The organism is Streptomyces sp. NPDC002785 (assembly GCF_040295565.1).
Lineage (GTDB): Bacteria > Actinomycetota > Actinomycetes > Streptomycetales > Streptomycetaceae > Streptomyces.
The window spans coordinates 1-6,994 of record NZ_JBEOVN010000290.1 but is presented as its reverse complement, the minus strand read 5'-3'; the positions used below and the strand labels follow the sequence as shown (position 1 = coordinate 6,994).

Annotated in this window: 6 protein-coding genes; 3 read left to right on the top strand and 3 right to left on the bottom strand. The window is 70.9% G+C overall.

The features are described 5' to 3' along the window. Positions 1-137 precede the first annotated feature (137 nt). The 3 genes from ABTZ94_RS35365 (at position 138) to ABTZ94_RS35355 (ending at position 5,151) form a co-directional block, all read left to right on the top strand. Positions 138-1,877, top strand: a complete 1,740-nt coding sequence (locus ABTZ94_RS35365) for an N-acyl-D-amino-acid deacylase family protein (RefSeq protein WP_351207200.1) — start codon at positions 138-140, stop codon at positions 1,875-1,877. Beyond that, complete coding sequence (locus ABTZ94_RS35360) at positions 1,874-3,337, top strand: aldehyde dehydrogenase family protein (RefSeq protein ID WP_351207196.1); 1,464 nt, start codon at positions 1,874-1,876, stop codon at positions 3,335-3,337. Before ABTZ94_RS35365 ends, ABTZ94_RS35360 begins: the two co-directional genes overlap by 4 nt. Positions 3,338-3,585: 248 nt before the next feature. Further along, on the top strand, positions 3,586-5,151 hold the full coding sequence (locus ABTZ94_RS35355; RefSeq protein WP_351207194.1) for an APC family permease: 1,566 nt from the start codon (positions 3,586-3,588) through the stop codon (positions 5,149-5,151). A gap of 4 nt (positions 5,152-5,155) precedes the next feature. Here ABTZ94_RS35355 and ABTZ94_RS35350 read toward each other — a convergent pair whose 3' ends face one another. Genes ABTZ94_RS35350 through ABTZ94_RS35340 form a run of 3 tightly spaced genes read right to left on the bottom strand, consistent with a single transcriptional unit; the run spans position 5,156 to position 6,616 of the window. After that, positions 5,156-5,638: a hypothetical protein gene (locus ABTZ94_RS35350; protein ID WP_351207192.1), complete on the bottom strand. Its 483-nt coding sequence runs from the start codon at positions 5,636-5,638 to the stop codon at positions 5,156-5,158. Next, on the bottom strand, positions 5,635-6,075 hold the full coding sequence (locus ABTZ94_RS35345) for an RNA polymerase sigma factor (protein ID WP_351207198.1): 441 nt from the start codon (positions 6,073-6,075) through the stop codon (positions 5,635-5,637). The genes ABTZ94_RS35350 and ABTZ94_RS35345 overlap by 4 nt, the downstream gene beginning before the upstream one ends. A 55-nt stretch (positions 6,076-6,130) precedes the next feature. After that, complete coding sequence (locus tag ABTZ94_RS35340; RefSeq protein ID WP_351207190.1) at positions 6,131-6,616, bottom strand: DUF3995 domain-containing protein; 486 nt, start codon at positions 6,614-6,616, stop codon at positions 6,131-6,133. Positions 6,617-6,994 lie beyond the last annotated feature (378 nt).

Here is a 6,994-nt window from a genome sequence, read left to right as displayed (position 1 = left end):
CGCACCGCGGCCGTGCGCACCCCGGCTGCACATCCACGTACCCGCGCCAGGAATCCACGTACCCGCGCCAGGAATCCACGTACCCGCGCCAGGAATCCACGTACCCGCGCCAGGAAACACGGAAGGGAACCCCCGTCATGCTCGACCACCTCATCCGCGGAGCGACCGTCGTGGACGGCACCGGCGGGCCCTCGTACCCCGCCGACATCGGCATCCGCGACGGCCGCATCGCCGTCATCGCCGAACCGGGCACGCTCACCGAGGAAGCCGTCACCGCGGAGGACGCCACCGGCCTCGTCCTCGCCCCCGGTTTCGTCGACCCGCACACCCACTACGACGCCCAGCTCTTCTGGGACCCGTACGCCACACCGTCCATGAACCACGGCGTCACCACCGTCGCCGGAGGCAACTGCGGATTCACCCTCGCCCCGCTCCACCCGGAACGCCCCGAGGACGCCGACTACACCCGCCGCATGATGTCGCGAGTGGAGGGCATGGCCCTCAAAGCCCTGGAGGAGGGCGTCGACTGGACCTGGTCCAGCTTCCGCGAATACCTCGACGCCCTCGAAGGGCGGATCGCCGTCAACGCCGGGTTCATGGTCGGCCACTGCGCCCTGCGCAGGCACGTCATGGGCGCCGACGCGATCGGCGGGCAGCCCACCCCCGCTCAACTCGATGCCATGCTCGCGCTCTTCCACGACGCGATGGACGCCGGAGCCTGGGGGCTGTCCACCACGCAGTCCACCACCCACTCCGACGGTGACGGACAGCCGGTCGCCTCCCGGCACGCGCTCCCCGAGGAGCTCCTCGCTCTCTCCCGCGCCGTCGGCGAACACGAAGGCACCCAGCTCGAAGCGATCGTCGCGGGTTGCCTCGACCAGTTCTCCGACGAAGAGATCGAGCTCCTCGTCGACATGACCGCCACCGCGGGGCGCCCGCTGAACTGGAACGTCCTCACCGTCGATGCCGCCGTCCCCGAACGCGTGCCCCGCCAGCTCGTCCCCAGCGAACGGGCCCGCCGCGCCGGTGGCCGGATCGTCGCACTCACCATGCCGATCCTCACCCCCATGAACATGTCGCTCGGCACCTTCTGTGCCCTCAACCTCATCCCCGGCTGGGGCGACATCCTCGCCCTCCCCGTTCCCGAACGCATCGAACGGCTCCGCGACGCCGGTACCCGCGCCGAAATGCTCCGCCGTGCCGGCAGCAAGGAGGCCGGCGTCTTCCGCCGCCTCGCCGACTTCGGCCGGTACGTCATCGGGGACACGTACAGCGCGGCCAACGAAGGGCTGAGCGGCCGCGTCGTGGGCGACATAGCCGCCGAACGCGGGCTGGACCCCTTCCACTGCCTCGTCGAGATCTGCGCCGACGACGAGCTGCGTACGGTGCTGTGGCCCATGCCCACCGACAACGACCCAGACTCCTGGGCGCTGCGACGGCGGACCTGGGAGCACGAGGACGTCATGCTCGGCGGCTCCGACGCGGGCGCGCACCTGGACCGGATGTGCGGCGCCCCGTACACCACCCGCTTCCTCGGCGACTGCCTGCGCCGACGCAGACTCCTCCCTCTCGAACAGGCCGTCAAGATGCTCACCGACGACCCGGCCCGGCTCTTCGGGCTCCGTGACCGCGGCCGCATCGAGGAGGGTTTCCACGCCGACCTCGTCCTCTTCGACCCGGAACGCATCGACGCCGGGCCCGCCACCCTCGTACACGATCTGCCCGGCGACAGCCCGCGCCTCGACTCCAAGGCCATCGGCATCGTGTCGGTCCGCGTCAACGGCGTGGAGACGCTGCGGGACGACAAGGTGACCGGCGCGGTCCCCGGTACGGTGCTCCGCTCCGGCCGCGACACCCGGACGGTGAGTACCGTATGAGCGACAGAAGCCGGCGCCTCTTCATCGGCGGCGAGTGGACCGAACCCGATCACGGCCACTACGAGGTGATCAACCCGGCCACCGAGGAGGTCGTCGGGCTCGCGCCCGAGGCGAGCCGCGAGCAGGTGTACGCGGCAGCGGCAGCGGCCCGCGAGGCCTTCGCCACCTGGTCCCGCACTCGCCCCGAGGAGCGGGCCGCGATCCTCGACCGGGCCGCCGACCTGATGCAGCGCGGCCTCGTCGGCAACGCCGCTCTCGCTCAGGCGGAGAGCGGTGCCACCACGTCAACGGCCAGGGGCATGCAGGCCGCCGTCGGCGCCGCCCGCTTCCGCCGGTACGCCAGGGGCGCCCTGGAACCGGTCGAGGAGGCGATCGCACCACAGATCAACGAGGCCGGGCCGATGGGGCGGGCCGGTGTCTTCGGGGCGCTCGCCGTACGCCAGCCGGTCGGCGTCGTCACCTGCATCACCTCGTACAACAACCCCTGGGCCAACCCGGCCGGCAAGGTCGCCCCCGCACTCGCCATGGGCAACACGGTCGTCGTGAAACCCGCACCGCAGGACCCGCTCTCCGTCTACCGGATGGCCGAGGCGCTCGAAGAGGCGGGCGTCCCGGCGGGTGTCGTCAATGTCGTCACCGGGTCCGGCCCCGAGGCGGGCGAGGCCGCCGTGGACTGCGACGACGTCGACATGGTCAGCTTCACCGGCTCCACCGCCGTCGGGCAGCGCATCGCCGAGGTGTGCGGGCGCTCCATGAAGCGGCAGTTGATGGAGCTGGGCGGGAAAGGAGCGGCCGTCGTCCTGGACGACGCGGACCTCGACTCCGCGGCGGCGGGCATCGGCACCACGTTCTCCTTCTACAGCGGCCAGATCTGTACGGCCCCGACCCGCGTCCTCGTCCAGCGCGCCGCCCACGACGCCCTGATCGAGAAACTCACCGCGTACGCGGGCCATCTGAAGGTGGGCGACCCGACGGCCAGGGACACGGTCGTCGGCCCGGTCATCTCCGCCGCCCACCGCGACCGCATCGAGTCGTACATCGAGCTCGGCCGGAAGGAGGGGGCGAGGATCGTCACGGGCGGTGGACGCCCGGCCGGACTCGACCGGGGCTTCTACGTCGCTCCCACCCTCCTCGCCGACTGCACCAACGACATGCGCGTCGTCCGCGAGGAGATCTTCGGCCCGGTCGTCGTGGTCGTCCCCTTCGACGACGAGGAGGAGGGCATCGCACTCGCCAATGACAGCGACTACGGACTGATCGACTACGTCTGGTCCTCGGACGTGGCACGCGCCTTCCGGACGGCCCGGCAGCTGCGCGCCGGTGGAGTCGGCGTGAACACCATCGGGCGGAACATGGAGGCCCCGTTCGGCGGGTTCAAGAAGAGTGGTGTCGGGCGCGATGTCGGCTCGTACGCCCTGTACGCGTACAGCGAACTCCAGGCGATTGTCTGGCCGGGCTGAACCGGCGGGGCTCCGTGAGTGTCCGCTGAGCGGACACTCACGGGAAAATTTTGAATCCCCACAAAACGGGCAGTGCTGCGATTCTCGTACATTGCTGCGACTGGGTGTCGACCTCTCATTGGTAGGTCGCTTTCGCTGAACACCTTCGATTAACTCCCGAGTCTCCGTTCTGTCTCATGAAATTCAAGGACGAAGTGCCGGAGCGTCAGCCTCCGGATGTGGAAATCGCAGCGCTTAACGTCCTTTCCATGACACAGCTGGACGCGCGGCCGCAGGCCGGAGACACGGTCCGGGACGCCGCCCCGGCCAACGGCGGTGTACGCGGCAAGGGCCTCGGCGGCAACTCCGTCGGCCTGATGGGCAGTGCCGTCATCGGCATCTCCACCGTCGCCCCCGTCTACTGCCTCACCTCCACCCTCGGCTCCACCGCGGGTGAGGTCGGCGTGCAGATGCCCGCCGTCTTCCTGGCCGGCTTCCTGCCGATGCTGCTCGTCGCGTTCGCGTACCGCGAGCTCAACAAGGCCATGCCGGACTGCGGCACGTCCTTCACCTGGACGGTGAAGGCGTTCGGCCCGCGCCTCGGCTGGATGTGCGGCTGGGGCCTGGTCATCGCGACGATCATCGTCCTGTCGAACCTGGCGGGCGTGGCCACCTCGTACTTCTGGCTCCTCGCGGGCGAGATCACGGGCAGCGGCTCGATCGCCGCCCTGGACGACAGCAAGCCCGTCCACATCCTCACCTGTCTGATCCTGATCGCGATCGCCACGGCGATCAGCTACCGGGGGATGACGGCCACCAAGGGCGTCCAGTACGCCTTGGTGGGCCTTCAACTCGTCGTCCTCGCGCTGTTCGTGGCGATGGCCGTACAGAAGGCGAACAGCGGGGACTTCGCCTCGTCGCTGCACTTCTCCTGGTCCTGGCTGAACCCGTTCGCGGTTCAGTCGTTCGCGGCGTTCACGGCCGGTCTGTCGCTGTCGATCTTCATGTTCTGGGGATGGGACGCCTGTCTGACCGCCAACGAGGAGACCGTCGGCAGCGAGAAGACCCCCGGGCGGGCCGCTCTCATCGCGATGGTCGTGCTCGTCGGCTCCTACCTGGCGACCGCGGTCGCCGCCCAGATGGCCGTCGGCTCCGGCGGTTCCGGTCTCGGCCTCGCCAACCCGGACACCTCCGACAACGTCTTCGCCGCGCTCGCCGGCCCGGTCATGGGTCCCGGCCTCGGCGTCCTGCTCTTCATCGCCGTCCTGGCCTCCGCCGCCGCGAGCCTGCAGACCACCTTCATCCCGGTGGCCCGCACGGTCCTGGCGATGTCCGCGTACGAGGCCCTGCCCGCCTCGTACGCCCGCGTCCACCCGCGCTTCAGGACCCCGGGCAAGGCCACCGTCACGGCGGGCGTGGCGACCGGAGTCTTCTACACGGTCATGACGCTGGTCAGTGAGCACGTCCTGGTCGACACGATCTACGCGCTCGGCCTCATGATCTGCTTCTACTACGCGTTGACGGCCTTCGCCTGCGCCTGGTACTTCCGCGCCGACCTGACCCGCTCCGGCCGCGACCTGCTCTTCAAGGGTCTCTTCCCGGTCGTCGGCGGCATTCTGCTCACCGCGGTCTTCGGTAAGACCCTGTACGACATGTGGAATCCGGCGTACGGCTCCGGCTCGTCGGTCTTCGGGGTCGGCTCGGTGTTCGTGATCGGTGTCGGGCTGCTGCTGCTCGGTCTCGTGCTGATGCTGGTGATGCAGCGTCTCAGCCCGGCGTTCTTCCGTGGCGAGGTGCTGACGAAGGAGACTCCGGCGCTGGTCGTGGAGGACTGACCGGTCATCCCGCCACCCGCTCCTCCAGCCGCCCCAGCACCCGTCGTCCGGCCCGTCCCACGGCAACGGGGATCAGGGCCGCGCGGCCCGGGACGCGTACGCCACCGGTGAAGGCGACCAGGGTATGGCCGGGGGTGGCGGGGGACGGGGTGGCCGCCATGCCGATCAGGACGAAGCGGCTCTGCAGCCAGAGCCAGCCGGGGCGGCGTACGCCGTGGAAGCGGGCGTGCATGCCGAAGCGGCTGCGGGCCACGGCCTCGATGCGGTCGCCGTCCGCGCCGGTGAGCTCAAGGCGGCGCATGTCGGGAACCAGGCGGGACAGTTCGCCGTCGATGTCGGCCAGCAGCGGGTGGACGGTGGCGTAGGGAGCAGGGATCTCGCGGGTGGTGACGCGGGCGCCGCGGACGCCCGCCGCGAGGGCGTGCAGGCGGCGGACCGGGTCGAGTTCCGGGGTGGTGGGCCACTGGGGGAGAGGGGTTTCGGTCATGACGTCCATGCCTTCCGGAAGGAGTTCCTGGCCCGGTGCAGCCGTGACTTGACGGTGCCCACGCGCAGGCCGAGGAGTGCGGCGGCGGATTGCTCGTCCAGGCCTTCGGCGTCACGCAGGACGAGGACGGCCCGGTGTTCCGGGGAGAGGCGGGCGAGGACGTCGCCGATGTCGGAGGCCAACTGCGGGTCGCCGCGCTGGGGGACGGCGGCGAGGTCCACGGGTACGGAGCGTGCGGTGCGCCGGGCGATGCGGACCGCCTCCCGGCAGGCGATGGCGCGCACCCATCCGTACAGCGCCGCCGGTTCCTTGAGGGTGCGCAGGCCGCGGAAGACGGCGACGAGGGTCTCCTGGACGGCGTCCGGCCCGTCGGCCAGGGCGATGGGCGTGCAGATGCGGCCCGCGTACGGGGTGAGGACGTCCAGGAGCTCGTTCATGGCGATCGTGTCGCCGCGCTGGGCCGCACGCACCAGCCGGACGGTGCGGTCGTGGTCATCGGTCACGGGTCGGGGCTTCCTTCCCGGCCGCCACCCGGAGCGCGGCTGCCGCGAGTACCAGGCAAAGAGGGGTGTAGAGCGCCAGGTTGAGCCAGTGGAACGTGTCGCCCGCCCCGCCGTCCAGCCCGGTGCGCAGCCCGCATGCCCAGGCGATCCCGGCGAGGCCGCGCAGTGCGGTGCCGCAGGCGACGGCCACGGTGCCGGCCTGGAGCAGCCGGCCCAGGCGGTGGGTGCGGCCCAGGCGGGCGCGGGCGGTGACCAGGGCCGCGCCGGTGAACAGCAGGGCGGCGAGGGGGAGGACCACGGGCGGGGTGAAGGGTGCGTCGATGCCGAGTACGGCATACGAGAGGGACCTGGCGTCGTGCGCGGGCCAGGTGGTGCCGGTGGACCAGAGCACGTGCAGCAGCCCGTCGGCGGCGAGGACGGTGGCGACGGCCGCGGCCGCGGTGGTGGTGGTGGGCATGCGCCGGGTGGGGTTCATGGGGTGCTCCTCTGCGGGGGCGGACGGTGGTGACGGGATGTGTCACCCCACAGAGGAGCCGGGTCGCCGATTCGTTCCGACGGGTTCGGGTTCGGGTTTCGCGTGCGGGCGCGTGCCCGCGTGCGGGCACGTGGCACCCGGTCCGTCGTCGGTGCCGGCCAGTACGCCGGTAACCCGGCGCGTGTCACGTGCTCCTCGGCGACGGCCAGGTCCTTGCGTACGTACGCGCGGCCGGGCAGCCCTCGGAGGGCACGCGCTCCGATCCGCTCCTGCGGGTCCGCCGCCTCAGAGCCTGTCGGGTGGCTGATCATGCGTGATGCGTGACGGTCGTGATCTGCCTTCCGGGCATGGCGACGGCCCCGGAATGATCACGTGGTG